This window comes from Pandoraea sp. LA3, assembly GCF_022696215.1.
In the GTDB taxonomy this organism is placed as follows: Bacteria; Pseudomonadota; Gammaproteobacteria; order Burkholderiales; family Burkholderiaceae; genus Pandoraea; species Pandoraea capi.
In genome coordinates this window covers 99110-115213 of sequence record NZ_PTPY01000016.1, presented here as the reverse complement: position 1 = coordinate 115213, position 16104 = coordinate 99110, and the positions used below count along the sequence as shown (strand labels likewise).

14 protein-coding genes are annotated in these 16104 nt (G+C 65.0%); 5 read left to right on the top strand and 9 right to left on the bottom strand.

Annotated elements, in window-relative coordinates; genetic code table 11:
* Nucleotides 1-372: 372 nt before the first annotated feature.
* From purH to C5N93_RS02185, 7 genes are all read right to left on the bottom strand, one after another.
* Nucleotides 373-1938 (bottom strand): bifunctional phosphoribosylaminoimidazolecarboxamide formyltransferase/IMP cyclohydrolase, encoded by a 1566-nt coding sequence (gene purH, locus C5N93_RS02215; protein WP_150719895.1) that lies wholly within the window; start codon nt 1936-1938, stop codon nt 373-375.
* A gap of 75 nt (nt 1939-2013) precedes the next feature.
* Nucleotides 2014-2247, bottom strand: coding sequence for a Fis family transcriptional regulator (locus C5N93_RS02210; RefSeq protein ID WP_039393174.1), 234 nt, complete (start codon nt 2245-2247; stop codon nt 2014-2016).
* On the bottom strand, nt 2244-3275 hold the full coding sequence (dusB, locus tag C5N93_RS02205; protein ID WP_139133101.1) for a tRNA dihydrouridine synthase DusB: 1032 nt from the start codon (nt 3273-3275) through the stop codon (nt 2244-2246). Before dusB ends, C5N93_RS02210 begins: the two co-directional genes overlap by 4 nt.
* Before the next feature lie 117 nt (nt 3276-3392).
* The gene (locus C5N93_RS02200; protein ID WP_242558092.1) at nt 3393-4709 is read right to left on the bottom strand and encodes a UbiH/UbiF/VisC/COQ6 family ubiquinone biosynthesis hydroxylase; all 1317 of its coding nucleotides are present in this window, start codon (nt 4707-4709) and stop codon (nt 3393-3395) included.
* A 73-nt stretch (nt 4710-4782) separates the two neighbouring features.
* A complete protein-coding gene (locus C5N93_RS02195) occupies nt 4783-6126 on the bottom strand; it encodes an aminopeptidase P N-terminal domain-containing protein (RefSeq protein WP_347403285.1) in 1344 nt (447 codons plus the stop codon).
* A 60-nt stretch (nt 6127-6186) separates the two neighbouring features.
* Entirely contained in the window at nt 6187-6927 is a 741-nt protein-coding gene (murU, locus tag C5N93_RS02190; protein WP_242558090.1) for an N-acetylmuramate alpha-1-phosphate uridylyltransferase MurU, read from the bottom strand.
* Nucleotides 6928-6937: 10 nt separating this feature from the next.
* The gene (locus tag C5N93_RS02185) at nt 6938-8023 is read right to left on the bottom strand and encodes a phosphotransferase (protein WP_242558089.1); all 1086 of its coding nucleotides are present in this window, start codon (nt 8021-8023) and stop codon (nt 6938-6940) included.
* 85 nt (nt 8024-8108) lie between these two features.
* Between C5N93_RS02185 and C5N93_RS02180 the strand changes: the two genes are divergently transcribed.
* From C5N93_RS02180 to rsmA, 4 genes are read left to right on the top strand one after another with little or no spacing between them, the layout of a single operon-like run.
* Complete coding sequence (locus tag C5N93_RS02180) at nt 8109-10550, top strand: LPS-assembly protein LptD (protein ID WP_242558088.1); 2442 nt, start codon at nt 8109-8111, stop codon at nt 10548-10550.
* Complete coding sequence (locus C5N93_RS02175; protein ID WP_150719890.1) at nt 10543-11919, top strand: peptidylprolyl isomerase; 1377 nt, start codon at nt 10543-10545, stop codon at nt 11917-11919. Before C5N93_RS02180 ends, C5N93_RS02175 begins: the two co-directional genes overlap by 8 nt.
* Nucleotides 11920-11961: 42 nt before the next feature.
* Nucleotides 11962-13065 (top strand): 4-hydroxythreonine-4-phosphate dehydrogenase PdxA, encoded by a 1104-nt coding sequence (pdxA, locus tag C5N93_RS02170; RefSeq protein ID WP_242558087.1) that lies wholly within the window; start codon nt 11962-11964, stop codon nt 13063-13065.
* A gap of 10 nt (nt 13066-13075) precedes the next feature.
* The gene (gene rsmA, locus C5N93_RS02165; protein ID WP_242558086.1) at nt 13076-13909 is read left to right on the top strand and encodes a 16S rRNA (adenine(1518)-N(6)/adenine(1519)-N(6))-dimethyltransferase RsmA; all 834 of its coding nucleotides are present in this window, start codon (nt 13076-13078) and stop codon (nt 13907-13909) included.
* Here rsmA and C5N93_RS02160 read toward each other — a convergent pair.
* Nucleotides 13884-14774, bottom strand: a complete 891-nt coding sequence (locus tag C5N93_RS02160) for a DMT family transporter (RefSeq protein WP_242558085.1) — start codon at nt 14772-14774, stop codon at nt 13884-13886. The genes rsmA and C5N93_RS02160 overlap by 26 nt on opposite strands.
* 284 nt (nt 14775-15058) lie before the next feature.
* Here C5N93_RS02160 and C5N93_RS02155 point away from each other — a divergent pair, with 284 nt between their 5' ends.
* Nucleotides 15059-15505, top strand: coding sequence for a rubredoxin (locus C5N93_RS02155; protein WP_242558084.1), 447 nt, complete (start codon nt 15059-15061; stop codon nt 15503-15505).
* A gap of 171 nt (nt 15506-15676) precedes the next feature.
* Here the strand turns inward: C5N93_RS02155 and gloA are convergent, their stop codons facing one another.
* Nucleotides 15677-16078, bottom strand: a complete 402-nt coding sequence (gene gloA / locus C5N93_RS02150) for a lactoylglutathione lyase (RefSeq protein WP_150719885.1) — start codon at nt 16076-16078, stop codon at nt 15677-15679.
* Between the last annotated feature and the right edge of the window lie 26 nt (nt 16079-16104).

The window sequence follows — 16104 nt, the reverse complement described above, 5'->3', positions numbered from 1 at the left end:
GGGCGCGCCGCGGCCCGCCCTCGCTGCCCCTCCCGTTCGGGGCGCGGCTCGCCCTCCCCCCCTCGTTTCTCTTTTGCCTGTCCTCCGGGGTGTGCGCCGGGGCCCCCCCCCCCCCCCCCCCCCCCCCCCCCCCCCCCCCCCCCCCCCCCCCCCCCGCCCCCCCGCCCCCCCCGCGCCCCCCCCCCCGCGCCCCCGCCCGTCCCGCCCCCGCCCGGCCCCCGGCACCGTGCGGGGCGCGGGTCCGATGCCGACGTGACGTCACTCGACGCCGCTATGCCGCGTCAAGCCACAAAAAAAGGACATCCGGCGATGTCCTTTTTCGTCTCGGCCAATGACCCGTTGCGGGGTCATCGAAGCGACAGACTTAGCCGATTAGTGACGGAAGTGGCGCGTGCCCGTCATCAGCATGGCGACGTTGCGTTCGTCGGCAGCGGCGATGACTTCGTCGTCGCGCATCGAGCCACCCGGGTGGATCACGCAGGTCGCGCCCGCGTCGACCACCACGTCGAGACCGTCACGGAACGGGAAGAACGCATCCGACGCCACGGCCGAACCGTTGAGCGACAGACCGGCGTTCTGCGCCTTGATGCTTGCGATACGTGCCGAATCCACACGGCTCATCTGACCGGCGCCCACGCCGAGGGTCATGCCGCCGGCACAGAACACGATGGCGTTCGACTTGACGTACTTCGCCACGCGCCAGGCGAACAGCAGGTCTTCCATTTCCTTGGGCGTCGGGTGACGCTTCGTGACCACGCGCAGTTCGTGCGGCGCCACGTTCTTCGCATCCGGCGACTGGACGAGCAGGCCACCGCCCACGCGCTTGAAGTCGTACTGGTTCACGCCGTTGCCCAGCGGCACTTCGAGCAGACGCACGTTCTGCTTGGCAGCGAAGATTTGCTTGGCGGCGTCGGTGAACGACGGCGCGAGCAGCACTTCCACGAATTGCTTGGACACGGCTTGTGCTGCGGCTTCGTCGACTTCGCGGTTGAAGGCGATGATGCCGCCGAAGGCCGACGTCGGATCGGTCTGGAAGGCCTTCGCGTAGGCGTCGGCCGGCGATGCCGCCACGGCCACGCCGCACGGGTTCGCGTGCTTGATGATCACGCAGGCGGGCGCTTCGAACGTCTTCACGCATTCCCACGCGGCATCGGCGTCGGCGATGTTGTTGTACGACAGTTCCTTGCCCTGCAACTGGCGGTAGTTCGCCAGCGCGCCTTCCGGCGTGACGATGTCGCGGTAGAACGCCGCGCTCTGGTGCGGGTTCTCGCCGTAGCGCATGTCCTGCACCTTGGTGTATGCGAGGTTCAGCGTGGCCGGGTAAGCCGAGCGCTCGCTGTGACGCAGCGATTCGCCGAGGCTCGTCAGGTAGTTCGTGATCGCGCCGTCGTACTGGGCCGTGTGCGCGAACACCTTCGTGGCGAGACGGAAGTTCGTGGCGTAGCCGACGGTGTTGCCGTTCGCCTTCATTTCGTCGAGCACCACGGCGTAGTCGGCCGGATCGACGATGACGGTGACGTCGCGATGGTTCTTGGCCGCCGAGCGCAGCATGGTCGGGCCGCCGATGTCGATGTTCTCGATGGCGTCTTCGAGCGAGCAGTCGTCCTTGGCGATCGTCTGCACGAACGGGTACAGGTTCACCACGAGCAGGTCGATCGTCGGAATGGCGTGCTTGTCGAGTGCTGCCATGTGCTCAGGCAGGTCGCGACGCGCCAGAATGCCGCCGTGCACCTTCGGATGCAGCGTCTTCACGCGGCCGTCGAGCATTTCCGGAAAGCCGGTGTAGTCGGCGACTTCGGTCACCTTCAGGCCCGCGTCGGCCAGCAGTTTGGCGGTGCCGCCAGTGGAGAGAATCGACACGCCTTGGGCGGCGAGCGACTTGGCGAAGTCGACGATGCCGGTCTTGTCGGAGACGGAAATAAGAGCTTGCTTGATCATGACGGACGGTAGTGAAGCGGCAAAAACGGGCGGGTGGACGCGAAGGCGCGGGATCGGCCGGGGACGGTGAACCCCTTACAGCAGACCGTGCTGCTGCAACTTCTTGCGCAGCGTGTTGCGGTTGATCCCCAGATACTCCGCGGCGAGCGACTGGTTGCCGTCGGCCTTGCCGAGCACGAACTCGAGCAGGGGCTTTTCGACGACCGAGACGACCATATCGTAGACATCGTGTGGCCGTGCGCCGTCCAGATCGCGGAAATACATATCCAGACTGTCGCGCACAGATTGTTCTATGTTTGCTTTGCTCATGCGGCTAATAGCTCCCTCGGAGATTCTTGTTCATAGCAGAGGCGGTCCGAGTGCGCCTTCTGCTCTTCGAAAAACTCGTTGACCGCAGCCAACTGTTCCTGCGTGGTGTCGAGCGTATTCATACGCTGGCGGAACGTGGCTGCCCCCGGCAGGCCACGCGAATACCACGCGATATGCTTACGCGCGGTCCGTACACCGGTGTACTCCCCGTAGAACTCGTAATGGTCTTCGAGGTGTTCGTTCATGATCTGCTGGATCTCGTCGACGCGCGGCGGCAAGGCGATCTCGCCCGTCGTGAGAAAGAGTTCGATGTCGCGGAACAACCAGGGGCGCCCCTGTGCTGCCCGGCCGATCATGATGGCGTCTGCGCCCGTGACTTCGAGCACGTGCTTCGCCTTCTGCGCCGACGTGATGTCGCCGTTGGCCACGACCGGAATGCGCGCGGCAGCCTTCACGGCGGCGATGGTCTCGTATTCGGCGTCGCCGTGATAGAGATCGGCGCGCGTGCGGCCGTGTACCGTCAGCATGCTGATGCCGCAGTCTTCGGCGATGCGTGCGACGGTGAGCGCATTCTTGTGCTCACGATCCCAGCCCGTGCGAATCTTCAGCGTGACCGGCACCACGTCGCCCACGGCGCCCACGACGGCGGACACGATGCGTGCGACCAGCGGTTCGTTCTGCAACAGGGCCGAACCGGCCGCCACGTTGCAGACCTTCTTGGCAGGGCATCCCATGTTGATGTCGATGATCTGCGCGCCGCGCTCGACGTTGTAGCGGGCCGCCTCGGCCATCATGGCCGGATCGGCGCCCGCGATCTGCACGGAGATCGGCGCGACTTCGCCCGCGTGATTGGCGCGGCGCATCGTTTTCTCGCTCTTCCACAATTGGGCGTTGGAGGCCACCATTTCCGAGACGGCATAGCCCGCGCCCAGTCGTTTGCACAACTGGCGGAACGGACGATCCGTCACGCCCGCCATGGGGGCGACGAACAGGTTATTGCGGAGTTCGTGGGGACCGATACGCACGATGAAGGGGAAAAGCCGGGAAAAAGATCGCTATTTTACTGCGAAAACCCGTCCCCGTCGCCTAAAAATTGTGCAATCTTTCGGGCGGCCCTGTCCGAAAAGGCCTCCCTGCGCAACCTCTCAGCCGCGTTGGCCGAACATCATCTGCCGTGCGAAAGCGGTTTTCAGCGGCGGAACGAGGTCCAGACTGGCGAGCGCCATGCCACGCAGCACGGCCACCGGCGTGGCGTCGATGCCGAACACCCGGGGCAGCAGATCGGTAATGCGGATGGTCAGCCCCCGGTCGGTGCGGCGACGACGCGCGAAAGCGGTCAGTGCCGCGGGGCCGGGAACGCCCCGGTGGGATGGGGTCGCGCGGCTGTCGCGCACGAGCGCGTCGGCAAGGTCGAAGGCGTCGCGCAGGCCGAGGTTGAGTCCCTGTCCCGCGACCGGATGCAGCGTTTGTGCCGCGTTACCGATGGCGGCGACGCGCGCGTCGACCACTTGCCCCAACGCGTTCAGGCCGAGAGGGAAACCCGCGCGTGAGGCAATCGATGTGAATTGACCCATTCTGTCGCCGAATACCTGATGGAGTTCGGCGAGGAACGCGGCGTCCGCCAGTTCGCGGCGGCGTTCGGCTTGCGCGTGCGAGCAGCACCACACGAGCGCGTAGCCGTTTTCCTGCGGCAGCAAGGCGAGCGGGCCGTCCGAGGTGAAGCGCTCCCACGCCCAGCCGATGCGCGGCCGTTCGCAGGTCACGAAGCCGACGAGCGCCGTCTGCCCGTAATCGCGGGCGCGCGGGCGTGCCGTCTGCCCCTCGAACAGGCCGCCTTCGGCGTTCACCGCGAGCGTGGCGTGCAGCGTGTGCGCCTGATCGTCGAGCGACGTGCCGAGGGTGATCGTGACTTGCTGACTGTCCTGACGCAGAGCGATCGCGCGATAGGGACGGAAGTGATGCAGACCCGGCGTATCCGAGTCGAGCACGTCGTGCTGTCCGGACCTGGCCGAACCGGCCTGCGGCGCGTGCTCGAAGCGGGCGGGCAACTGCGCGGTCGCGGTGTCGAGCGCGCGCATGAGGGCGCCGTACCGGACAACGTAGCCGAGCGCCGGCACGCCGTGATCGAGATAGTCGATTTCGGTACTGCCGAAGCGCTGCGCCTGCGACACGTGAATGTGCTGGATCGGCGTGCCCGGTAGCGCAGGTGGGGCGCCGCGCTCGTGCGGCCACGCGCCGGTGCGCGCGAGGATTTCACGGCTGCCGTGCGAGAGCGCGAGCGTGCGCGGGTCGTCGTAACCCGCTTGCGGGCCGCGCCCGTCCACCAGGGCGATCCGCAATTGCGGTGCGCGTTGCGCCAGCAGCAGCGCAAGCGTGGTGCCGACCGGGCCGGCACCGACAATGGCAACGTCGAACCGGCCGACGGCGCGCGGGGGTGCCGCCTGCCCGTCGGTGGCTGACATAGCTGAAATTGCGGAAGCCTGAGTGTTCGTCATCGGTCGTCCATACGGTCGCCTGCGCGTTGCACGTGGCCCATCAGCCGCGCATGAGCGCTTCGATTTCGTCGGCGTCCACGGGCACGTCGCGCGTGAGCAGCGTGCAACCGCCGGCGGTCACGACCGCATCGTCTTCGATGCGGATGCCGATGTTCCAGTAACGCTCGTCGATGTCCGGGCCGGGACGCACATAAATGCCCGGCTCGATGGTCATCACCATGTTGGCGGCGAGCGTGCGCCACGGACGCTCACCGTCCGGGCCATCTTCGCGATACTCGCCGCAGTCGTGCACGTCCATGCCGATCCAGTGACCGGTGCGGTGCATGTAGAAGCGGCTGTAGGACTTATTGGCGATGACGTCGTCGAGGCTGCCCACGGTGTCGCGCTTGAGCAGGCCGGTGTCGAGCATGCCCTGTGCGAGCACGCGCACGGCAGCGTCGTGCGGCGCGTCGAAACGCACGCCGGCACGGGTGGCGTCGATGGCCGCCTGCTGCGATGCCAGCACGATGTCGTACAGCTCGCGTTGTGCCGGCGTGAACTTGCCGTTGGCGGGGAACGTGCGCGTGATGTCCGACGCGTAGCCGTCGAGTTCGCAGGCGGCGTCGATCAGCACGAGGTCGCCGTCGCGCAGTTCCGTGTCGCCTGCGCGGTAGTGCAGCACGGTCGCGTTAGCGCCCGTTGCGACGATCGAACCGTATGCGGGGAACTGGGAGCCGTGGCGGCGGAATTCGTACAGCAATTCCGCTTCGAGATGGTATTCGCGCAGTCCCACGCGCGACGCCTTCATCGCCCGCACGTGTGCATCAGCGGAAATCTTGCCGGCGCGCGCCATGATGTCGAGTTCGGTGCTGTCCTTGACCAGACGCATCTCGTCGAGAATCGTGCGGACGTCGCGGGCGACCGATGGGGCCGACACCCCTGTGCGGCTCTGGGCGCGCACGGCGCTCAGCCAATGACGCACCTGGCGGTCCTGCTGCGCCGAGGCGCCCAGCGCATAGAACAGGGCCGGCGCGTCGGCCAGCAGTTGGGGCAGACGCGTGTCGATTTCGTCGATGGGATAGGCGGCATCGAAGCCGAAGGTCTCACGCGCGGCTTCCGGACCATAGCGGTAGCCGTCCCAGATCTCGCGCTCTTCATTCTTCGCGCGGCAGAACAGGATCGACTGACCGGTGCGGCTGTCGAGCACGACAACCGCTTCGGGCTCCGTAAAGCCCGAGAGGTAATAGAAATAGCTGTCGTGACGATACGGGTAGTCGCTGTCGCGGTTGCGCGGCACTTCCGGCGCCGTGGGCAGAACGGCGACACCGCCACCGGCCTTGCGCATCTGTTCGATGACTCGCTCGCGGCGGGCACGGTACGGAGAATCAGACATCGCGGGCTCCATTTCGGGGAATTGGTTCGAATTCGGTCGTGAGGTCGTGGGTTTGGGGACGTCACGACCCGTTCAGGCGATTCTACTGCCGGGGGCGACGTCGTGCCGGGCGCGGACTTCGGCGTCGAGCGCGGCAAGCTGCGCCGGTGTACCGACGTTTTCCCAAACGCCGTCGAAGCGCTCGCCGCTCGCCTGCCCGGCGGCAATCGCGCGGCGATACAGCGGCGTGAGCGCCAGGCGGGTGCCGGGGGCAATGCCGTCGAACAGACGCAGGTCGTAAAGCGCGATGTTGCCGAACGTCAGCGGCATGGCGTTCGAAGGTGCATCGTCGGGCAATGAGAGGTGGCCCGTCGCGTCGAGCGCAAAGTCGCCTTTCGGATGAAACGGCGGATTCGGGACCATCACGAGATGCATGCCGGGCTCGGCCTGCGTAGCAAGACGCGCCGCTTGCGGGCGAAGCGTGGCGTAGTCGTAGGCGGTGAAGATATCGCCCGATACGGCGAGAAACACGTTGCCGTCGCCTTCGAGCAATGTTCTGGCGTTCGCGATGCCGCCCGCCGTCTCCAGTGCCTCGGCTTCGGCGGAATACGCGAGGCGCACGCCGAAGGCACTGCCGTCGCCGAGCGTGGCTTCGATCTGCGCGCCCAGCCACGCGTGATTGATGACGATGTCGGTGAAGCCCGCGCGGGCAAGCGCCTCGATCTGCCAGACGACGATCGGCTTGCCGCCGACGCTCAGCAGGGGCTTGGGAGTGGTATCCGTGAGCGGACGCATGCGTTCGCCGCGTCCTGCGGCGAAGATCATCGCCTTCATGCGCCGGGCCTCAGAACGTGTAACCGACATCGACCTGCTGGCCGGTCAGTTCGTCGAGCAGCCTGGCCAGCGGACGCAGCGGCGCGTAGCGGTCCGCGACCTTGCGGGCGTAATCGATAAAGCGTGGCGTATCGGCGAGATAGCGCGGCTTGCCGTCGCGGTAGTTGATGCGCGCGAAGATGCCGAGCACCTTGAGGTGGCGTTGCAGTCCCATCCACTCGGCCTGACGGTAGAACTCGCCGAAATCCGCGTCGACCGGCAGACCGGCCTTGCGTGCACGCTCCCAGTAATACGCCAGCCAGTCGAGCTGACGCTCCTCGTCCCAACTGAGGAACGCGTCGCGCATGAGCGAAATGACGTCGTAAGTGAGCGGGCCGTAGACGGCATCCTGAAAATCGAGAATGCCCGGACCGGTCGTGCCCGGCAGACCCGGCATCAGGTTGCGCGGCATGTAGTCGCGATGCACGAACACCTTGGGCTGCGCGAGTGCGCTCTCGATGAGCAACTGGTTGATGCGATCGAGCGTGGCGCGCTGCGTGTCGCTCAGCGCCACCTTCAGATGCTTGCCGACGTACCAGTCCGGGAACAGGTCGAGTTCGCGCTGGAGCAGCGCCGTGTCATAGGCGGGCAGCACCTCCGGGCGCGAGCTTTTCTGCCAGACGATGAGCGCGTCGAGCGCGGCGCGCATGAGCGGGCGAGCATTATCGTCGTTGAGCACGTCGAGATACGTCTCGCGTCCCAGATCCGTGAGTAGCAGGAAACCCTGCGCAAGATCCTCGGCCAGTACCTTCGGGGCTTGCAGGCCCGCTTCGGCCAGCAAGCCGGCGATGTGCACGAACGGACGGCAATCCTCCTGCGGCGGCGGCGCGTCCATTACGATCAGGCTCGGATGCGCCGGATCGTGGCTGCCGATGCGGAAGTAGCGCCGGAAGCTCGCGTCCGCCGAAGCGGGGGCCCAGTTCGTCATGTCGAGCGAGAACGCGCCGGACACGCTGGAGAGCCAGTGGTGAAGGGCTTGCAGGCGGGGATCGGTGGTGTCGGCGAGGGCGCTGGAAGCGTTGGAAACACTCGCGGATGCGGTGGGGTGTGCTGTCATGATGGGGGCGGTAAACGTCTTGCCATATAATACCCGATCATGTTTTCCAGACGCCCTGTTTCTCGACCTCGATCGACCGTCCCGAATGTCCCGGCAAAGCCGTCTGGACAGGCGGGATTGGCTGCCCGCAAGCGGCGCCTCGATTGTCACGCTGTTTGCGTACATGCCGGATAAACAAGTCCATACGAATGAAGTCTCGTCGCTGCGGCGCATGATGCGCACGCGACGCAAGCCACTGGCGCTCCTGCTCTCCCTCCCGGGCGTGTGGTGTTCGCTCGCCGGTGCGCAGGAAGCTCCCCCGCCCGATATTGCCAAGAGCGACGGTCTCGTGCTGAGAACGGTGCCGGCGCTCGTCGACAACCCGCTTGGAGACGGCAACGACGTGCCGATGTACGTGCGGGGCATGCATCTCTCCGGTCGGACCAATGTCGATGCGACGGTCGATGACGACGCCGAGGCGCGCAAGTACCGCTCGTTCGTGAAGGGCGACCGCCTGACCTACGACCAGGACACGGACGAGGTCGTGGCTCACGGCAACGCCCGTCTGTCGCAGGGCGGCAATCTGTTCACCGGCCCCGAGGCCCATATGTATACCGGCGCGGGCGATGGCTACATGCTCACCCCGACCTACCGGCTTGTCTCCGGCGGCGGGGGCAAGTCGGAGCGCGCGGATATCGAGGCGAACAACGTCATCACGCTGCAACGGGGTACCTATTCGGGTTGTAGCACCTGTGCGGAAGAGGGCAAAACCCCGGCGTGGTACATCAAGGCGTCGGAATTCGAGTTCGACCAGGAGCAGCAGGAAGGCACGGCGTACAACGGCATCCTGTTCTTCCAGGGCGTGCCGATTCTCGCCAGTCCGTACCTGTCGTTCCCGACGTCGAACGAGCGCCGTTCGGGATTTCTGGCGCCGACGTTTACGCAATCGAGCCGCACCGGCTTCGAGCTGGCCACGCCGTATTACTTCAATATCGCGCCTAATCGGGACCTGACGATTACCCCGCGCTTCATGACGAAGCGAGGTGTGATGGGCGTTGCCGATTTCCGGTACATGGAGCCAACCTACGGCGGCCTGTTCCACATCGAATACCTGCCGAAGGATCGTGTGACGGGTGACGCCCGTTACACGTTCACGTTCCAGCACAGTCAGTCGCTGGGCTATGGCGTGAACGCCTACGTCAACTTCACGAAGGTGTCCGACGATACGTATCCGGACGATTTCGGCTCGGGCACGAACTTCCAGACCGGGGTTCAGCGCGTGTACAACCGCGAAGCGGGTCTGACGTGGAGTTACGGCGACTGGTCGTTTCTCGCGCGCGTGCTGAAGTATCAGACACTGGCGCCTAGCACGCCGCAGTACGAATCCGTGCCGGAGCTGTCGGCGACGTATAACAAGCTTGACTTCCACGGCTTCGATTTCACGATGCCGATCCGGTATAACCGTTTCCAGATCGCTTCATGGACGGGGCAGCCGAACGGCGAGCGGATCTACGCGCAGCCCACATTGAGCTACCCGATCCTGACGCCCGGCTATTTCGTCGTGCCGAAGGTCATTTTCAATGCCGCGTCGTACAACGTTGACTATCCGAGCGGATCGACGATGCAGTCGTCGATCACGCGTACGGTGCCAACGGTCAGCCTCGATACCGGTTTGACGTTCGAACGCCCGCTCACGCTGTTCGGCACAGCCATGAAGCAGACGTTGGAGCCGCGGTTGTTCTACGTCTATACGCCGTACCGCAATCAGAGTTCGATTCCGATTTTCGACAGCGCGACAGCCGACTTCAACCTCGCGGAAATCTTCAGCGAGAACTCGTTCATTGGCGTCGACCGTATTCAGGACGCGAACCGTGTCACGGCAGCGCTGACCTCACGCCTGATCGACGCCGAAACCGGTGTGGAACGCGGGCGTATCTGGTACGCACAGCGCTACAACATTCAGCAGTCGCGCGTGACCATGCCGGGCGGGGTGCCGGAAGACGCCGGCGTATCCGACTTCCTGGTCGGCGGCTCGGCCCTGCTATACCGGAACATCACTTTCAGTTCCGCCGTGCAATACAGCCCGAGCACATCGCAGTTCAACCGCTCGGACGTCGGCGTGACGTGGCGTCCCGGCGAGCGCAAGGTATTCAACCTGTACTACCGCTATCTGCGCAATCCGCCGCCGGTCGTGGGACAAACCGCATTGACGGTCTCGCCGATCAATCAGATCGAACTTTCCGGGCAGTGGCCGATCACACCGCGATTCGGCATCGTTGGCCGCCTGAACTACAGCATCACGGACAAGACGTTCATCGATGCCCTGGCGGGTTTCGAGTATGATGCCGACTGCTGGGCCTTCCGGGTGGGGCTCCAGCGCTACGCGACCAACGCTACGACGACGACCTCGCGCATCTTCGCGCAGTTGGAGTTGAAGGGCTTGACCAAGTCCGGCAACAGCGCCACAGAAGCCTTCAAGGTCGGGGTGCCGGGCTATCAACCGCCGCCGACGAACCAGATTCCTTCTCGATTCAGCAACTATGAATGACATGTTTGTGAAGCGTGCCTCGCTGTTAGCGGGCCTGTCGGGCTTGTGCCTTGCCGCCGGGGTGGCGGTGGCTCAGCCGGCGCCGGTCAGCGCCAGAACGGCAGGCGCGCCCGCGTCGTCTGCACGGGCGGTCGATTCCATCGTCGCCGTGGTCAACGACAGCGTGATCACCCGCAAGGAACTCGACACGCGTATCGAGGAAGCCAAGCACCAATTGACGCTCGCCAAGCGCCCGATCCCGGATGCCGACCTGCTGCAACGTCAGGTGCTCGAGCAGATGATCGTCACGCAGGTGCAGCTCCAGCGTGCCAAGGAAGACGGTATCGTCGTGAAAGACGCCGACGTCGAGCAGGCATTGCAGCGTATCGCCGCCGACAACCGTCTGAGCGTCGATCAGTACAAGGCGCGTCTGTCGCAGGCCGGCGTACCGTGGGACGCCTTCCGCAAGGAAGTGCGCGAGCAGATCACCATGGCGCGTCTGCGCGATCGCGAGGTCGACAGCCAGGTGCAGGTGAGCGACTCGGAAATCAATTCATATCTCGCCGCACAGCGCGGCGCGACCGCCACACCGACGGAAACGGAATACCGCCTGAGCGAGATTCTGGTGAAGCTGCCGGACGGCGCAACGCCCGATCAGGTCAACGCAGCCCAGAAAAAGGCGGCCGAGGCGCTCGACAAGGCGAAGGCCGGTGGCGACTTCGCCGCACTCGCCAAGCAGTACTCGGATGCCTCCGATGCGGCGAACGGCGGCGACATGGGGTTCCGCATTCCCGAACGTATTCCCGATCTGTACCTGAATCAGGTTCAGAAGCTGCAAGCGGGCACGGTCGTGCCGCAGGTGCTTCGCAGCAACAACGGTTTTCACGTCATCAAGCTGGTCGAAACGCGCAAGCAGGGCGGCGATCAGGGCATGACCGTGCCGCAGATCCACGCCCGTCACATCCTGATTCCGGTGGGCGACGGCGTTTCGGAAGAAGCAGCACGCAAGAAGCTGCTTGATCTGAAGTCGAAGATCGAAGCGGGGCAACTCGACTTTGCCGTGGCAGCGCGCGAGAACTCGAAGGACGGCTCGGCGTCGCAAGGCGGCGATCTCGGCTGGATTTCGCCGGGCGAGACGGTGCCTGCATTCGAGCGTGCCATGTCGGAACTCAAGGACGGCCAGATCAGCGATCCGGTGCGCTCGGAGTATGGTTACCACCTGATTCAGGTGCTGGGCCATCGCGAGTCGCAAGTCTCCGGCGATCAGGAGCGCAACCTTGCCATGCAGGAACTGCGTGGACGCAAGGCCGAGCAGCAATACCGCGACTGGTTGCAACAACTGCGCGACAGCGCTTACGTCGACTACCGTCTGAGCAGCGCGCAGCAGTAAGCGCCGCGTGAGACGTTCCTCGACTCCATTCTCTTTTCAGGCATGACTTCGGACCGGTCCTTCGTTCTCGCCATCACCACGGGTGAACCGGCGGGCGTCGGGCCGGAGTTGACGGTGCAGGCGCTCGTGAAGTGCCTCGCTGTCCCGGAGACTTCCGCCGCTTTCCCGGCTTCCTCGCCGGCGTCTTCCCCGCCCGACGCTTTGCTCGCCCGATGCCGGTTTGCCGTGCTCGGCGATGCCTCGTTGCTCGCCGCGCGGGCGCAGGCCGTGGGGTTGGGCGACGTCTGGCAGCAGTTGCTCGCCGATGGCCGTGTGCGCGTCGTGCATCACCCGCTTGCGGTGCCCGTCACGCCGGGGCAACTCGACGCCGCCAACGGCCGTTACGTACTGGCGTTGCTCGACGACGCCATCGACGGCGCCATGGCCGGTGCCTACGATGCTGTAGTCACGGCGCCGCTGCAAAAGAGCACGATCAACGATTGCGGCGTTGCCTTCACCGGCCACACCGAGTATCTCGCCGAGCGTACGGGCACGCCGCGCGTGGTGATGATGCTCGCCGGGGGCGGGCTGCGCGTCGCGCTGGCCACCACGCATCTGCCGCTGGCGCAGGTGCCCGGTGCGATCCGTCGCGACGAACTGCTGCAAACGCTCGTCATCCTCCATCAGGACCTGATGCGCCATTTCGGCGTGACACGTCCGCGCATTCTCGTGACCGGCCTCAACCCGCATGCGGGGGAGTCGGGCTATCTCGGGCGCGAGGAGATCGACGTCATCACCCCGGCGCTGGACGATGCGCATGCCGTCGGCATCGACGCGCGTGGCCCGTATCCGGCCGATACGCTGTTTCAGCCGCGTCATCTCGAAGGGGCCGACGCCGTGCTCGCCATGTACCACGATCAGGGCTTGCCGGTGCTCAAGTACGCCAGTTTTGGCGCCGGCGTCAATATCACGCTGGGCTTGCCGATCATCCGCACGTCGGTCGATCATGGCACCGCGCTCGATCTCGCAGGCACGGGGCAGGCCGAAAGCGGCAGCCTTCTGGAAGCATTGCGCACCGCCGCGACGATGGCGGCCAATGCCGCAACACACGCACAACTGACCGCAGGTGCGAGCGGCGACCCGCATGCCGCCCAGCCGCAGTCATAAGGAATTTCACATGAGTAGCGCATCGAAGCGCACGGGCGTCCAACAGGGCCACGTGGCGCGCAAACGTTTTGGTCAGAACTTTCTCGTCGACATGGGCGTGATCGACGCGATCGTGAGCGCGATCTCGCCGCGCACCGACGACCTGATGGTCGAAATCGGACCGGGTCTCGGCGCGCTGACGACGCCGCTGACCGAATGGCTCGCGCATCTGCATGTGGTCGAGCTCGACCGCGATCTGGTCACGCGCCTCACGCGCAAGTTCGGTGAGCGCGTGAGCGTTCATGCAGGCGACGCGCTCGACTTCGACTTCGGCTCGCTCGTCCCGGCCGATCGTCGTGACGAGGCGCCGCTGCGCATCGTCGGCAACTTGCCGTACAACATCTCCAGCCCGCTGCTGTTCCATCTCATGCGCTACGCCGCGCTCGTGCGCGACCAGCACTTCATGTTGCAGGACGAAGTGGTCGAACGCATGGTGGCGCCGGCGGGCTCAAGCAATTACAGCCGCCTGTCGGTCATGCTTCAGTATCGCTACTGGATGGACAAGGTGCTGGATGTGCCGCCCGAGGCGTTCAATCCGCCGCCGAAGGTCGATTCGGCCGTGGTGCGGATGATTCCGCGTGCGGTGGCCGATTTGCCGGAGGTCGATCTGGACGTGTTCGAAGCGGTCGTCGCACAGGCGTTTTCGCAGCGTCGCAAGATGCTGCGCAACACGCTGCACAGTTATCGGGATCGCGTGGATTTCGACGCGCTCGGTTTCGACCTCACGCGTCGCGCCGAAGATGTGCCGGTCGACGAGTACGTGAATCTCGCACGCGCCATCAGCGGCGCCGGTTCACAAGGCTGATCCCGACGAAGACGAGCACGACGGCGCCGCCGAAGCGCCAGCCGACCGACTCGCCGAGAATCAGCACGCCGAACGTCACGCCGAAGAGCGGGCTCAGGAACGAGAACGACGCGAGGCGGGCGGCGCTGTAACGCGTGAGCAGCCAGAACCAGATCAGATAGCTCGCAAACGCCACGCCAATGGACTGATAGACGAGACTGATCCACGTGGTGGCCGTCATCGGTCCGATGGCCACATTCCCGGTCGCCAGCGCCAGCAGACACAGCAGCACGGCCGAGACCGCGAGCTGATACAGCAGTGTCTTCGACGGCGCGGCCGTTGCCAGCCGCGACGCCCGGACCACCACTGTCGTCATCCCCCAGAAAATGCCCGCGAGGATCGCCAGGAGATCGCCGGGCCAGGTCTTCGCGATATCCGCGCTGCTGCCGTCCGAGAACGCCACCACGATGCCGCAGAACGCGATGGCCATGCCCAGCCATTGGGCAGGCCGAAGCCGCTCGCTCGGCACGGTCCAGTGCAGCCCGATGGCGGTAAAGCACGGCGCCGAGTACAGGAAGACCGCCATGCGCGAGGCGGTCGTATGGGTGAGGCCGACGAAGATGCAGAGGAATTCGAGCGAGAACAGCACGCCGGCGAGGATGCCGGCGGGCAGGGTGCCGTCGCCGGTGATCAGGCGCTGACGCCGCCACACCATCCATCCGCCGACGAGCAGCGTGGCAATGACGGAGCGCAGGCCCGCCTGCAAGACGGCCGGCACGACCGGTACGGCGAGTTTGACGGCGACCTGCTGGCCGCCCCAGATCATGCACAGGCCCAGCATGATCGCGAGTGCGGTGGCGTCGACCGGACGTGGCGTGGTTTTCATGGAATTGGTTCGGATGACGATGTATCGCGCGCGCGGTGCGCAGTGCCGACCATTGTCACCGATCCTGATATGCCACGCATGATTCTGGTGCTGCCAGTGCGGGTAATCTCGGCTGACGTTCGGTTTTGTTCTGCACATTGTTCTGCCAGGCGGCACAATGTCTCCCCGAATCCCTGGTTTATTCGCCAGGCACGCGACGCTAGAATCCTCCGCGAGGCCGTGTTTGCCTCCCGATTTCGTTTTTCGTTACCGCCGTATTCAGCACCAGATCAGCACCGAAGCTCATGTACAAGAAAGGCTCAGCCGTCGAATTGCAGTTCTCCCCGTCACGACTCAACGACGGTGCCGGCGATCCGTTCTGGATCGACCTCAGCCGGGAAGAAGCGCAGGCATTGCTCGATGCATTGCAAAGGCATCTGGCGCGCGCCGTCGATGACGCCTCGGGAACCGAAGCGCCGCTGACGTTCTCGCTGCTCGATCCCCAGGTGTCGTCAGTCGCGGAGGTGACACACGCGGACGCAGCCCCAACGCTGTCTGATGCCACCGAGACGCCGCCGGCGCTCGCGTCGCGCCAATGGGTCTGCGTGATATGCGGATGGATTTACGACGAGGCGACGGGCTACCCCGAAGACGGCATTGCACCGGGCACGCGCTGGGAGGATGTGCCGCAAGACTGGCGTTGCCCGCTGTGCGACGTGGGGAAAGACGATTTCGCGATGGTCGAGTTCTGAGGCGTCGCGCAGGACACGCGCAATCACCGACGTTGCAAACGACACGGCCGCCCGGGCAGGGCGGCCGTTTTCACGTCGGCGTCATCGGCAACACTCGACGCCGCCGGTGTGGCAAACCGATCGGCTCGAAAGTGGGACGTGTTCCCGCTCGGCAGGCCGAGCGGGGCTGTCTTACAGACCGCCCTTGCTCGAGTGCTTCTGGATCAGTTCGATCTTGTAGCCGTCCGGATCTTCGACGAAGGCGATGACCGTGGTACCGCCCTTGACCGGACCGGCTTCACGCGAGATCTTGCCGCCGGCCGCGCGAATCGTATCGCAGGCGAGGTAGGCGTCTTCGACTTCGATGGCCAGATGGCCGAACGCGGTGCCGATTTCGTACTTTTCCACGCCCCAGTTGTACGTCAGTTCGAGCACGGTGTTCTCCGACTCGGAACCGTAGCCGACGAACGCCAGCGTGTACTTGTACTCAGGGTTCTCGCTCTGACGCAGCAGTTGCATGCCGAGCACGCGCGTGTAGAAATCGATCGAGCGCTGCAGGTCGCCGACGCGCAGCATGGTATGGAGCATTCGCATGGTGTTTTCAGTGTGGGGACAACGAA

Excerpts from the sequence above, each read along its gene's own strand:
- purH (WP_150719895.1), bottom strand. The coding sequence starts at position 1,938 with ATGATCAAGCAAGCTCTTATTTCCGTCTCCGACAAGACCGGCATCGTC.
- C5N93_RS02210 (WP_039393174.1), bottom strand. The coding sequence starts at position 2,247 with ATGAGCAAAGCAAACATAGAACAATCTGTGCGCGACAGTCTGGATATG.
- C5N93_RS02200 (WP_242558092.1), bottom strand. The coding sequence starts at position 4,709 with ATGTCAGCCACCGACGGGCAGGCGGCACCCCCGCGCGCCGTCGGCCGG.
- C5N93_RS02195 (WP_347403285.1), bottom strand. The coding sequence starts at position 6,126 with ATGGAGCCCGCGATGTCTGATTCTCCGTACCGTGCCCGCCGCGAGCGA.
- murU (WP_242558090.1), bottom strand. The coding sequence starts at position 6,927 with ATGAAGGCGATGATCTTCGCCGCAGGACGCGGCGAACGCATGCGTCCG.
- C5N93_RS02185 (WP_242558089.1), bottom strand. The coding sequence starts at position 8,023 with ATGACAGCACACCCCACCGCATCCGCGAGTGTTTCCAACGCTTCCAGC.
- C5N93_RS02180 (WP_242558088.1), top strand. The coding sequence starts at position 8,109 with ATGTCCCGGCAAAGCCGTCTGGACAGGCGGGATTGGCTGCCCGCAAGC.
- C5N93_RS02175 (WP_150719890.1), top strand. The coding sequence starts at position 10,543 with ATGAATGACATGTTTGTGAAGCGTGCCTCGCTGTTAGCGGGCCTGTCG.
- pdxA (WP_242558087.1), top strand. The coding sequence starts at position 11,962 with ATGACTTCGGACCGGTCCTTCGTTCTCGCCATCACCACGGGTGAACCG.
- rsmA (WP_242558086.1), top strand. The coding sequence starts at position 13,076 with ATGAGTAGCGCATCGAAGCGCACGGGCGTCCAACAGGGCCACGTGGCG.
- C5N93_RS02160 (WP_242558085.1), bottom strand. The coding sequence starts at position 14,774 with ATGAAAACCACGCCACGTCCGGTCGACGCCACCGCACTCGCGATCATG.
- C5N93_RS02155 (WP_242558084.1), top strand. The coding sequence starts at position 15,059 with ATGTACAAGAAAGGCTCAGCCGTCGAATTGCAGTTCTCCCCGTCACGA.
- gloA (WP_150719885.1), bottom strand. The coding sequence starts at position 16,078 with ATGCGAATGCTCCATACCATGCTGCGCGTCGGCGACCTGCAGCGCTCG.